Genomic DNA, 639 nt, shown 5'->3' on the forward strand with positions numbered 1-639 from the left:
CTGAAACGCCATTATCACTACAACGCCGCCGGGCAGATGACGAAGATGACCACCGGCCTCGGCGACCATCACTATGCTTATACACCAGCCGGTCGCCTGAACAGCATCAGCTCGCCGGACGGTTTTCTCGCCACCTTCACCGATGCCGCCGGCAACCGCAACTGCACGCACCCCGACCTCAATACGCCGCTCGCCGACACGCTGCCGGTCTGGTACCAGAATCGCATCCAGCGTGATGAGCGGTATATTTATGAACACGACAAATTTGGTAACCTGACGGAAAAACGCCCGTACCGCGCCGGCTGGCGGGAGGCACCGCGCGGTGCCATCAGCCATTTCGCCTACGACCAGGCGCACCGGCTGACGCGTTTCACGGCAGAAGAGGACGGTCAGATTCAGACGCAGGCGCGCTATATCTACGACCCGCTCGGACGTCGCGTCGGCAAGCACGTCACCCAAATCAATCCGCAGTCCGGCGAAGCAGAAACCCAAAACATCTGGTTCGGCTGGGACGGCGACCGGCTGGTGCTGACTGAAAACCGCGACACCCAGCTGCACACGATTTATTACCCGAACAGCTTCGTCCCGCTGCTGCGCGCCGAGCACGCGCGGATGGAAGACAGCCACCGCACGCTGGCG

General features: G+C 61.8%; 1 pseudogene. It reads left to right on the plus strand.

The window, feature by feature from the left end:
- Nucleotides 1–639 (plus strand): annotated as a pseudogene (locus ACLBVC_RS24870) (hypothetical protein); the annotation flags it as partial.

Origin of the sequence: Rahnella selenatireducens, assembly GCF_046449555.1 — a bacterium.
GTDB classification, from domain to species: Bacteria; Pseudomonadota; Gammaproteobacteria; order Enterobacterales; family Enterobacteriaceae; genus Rahnella; species Rahnella selenatireducens.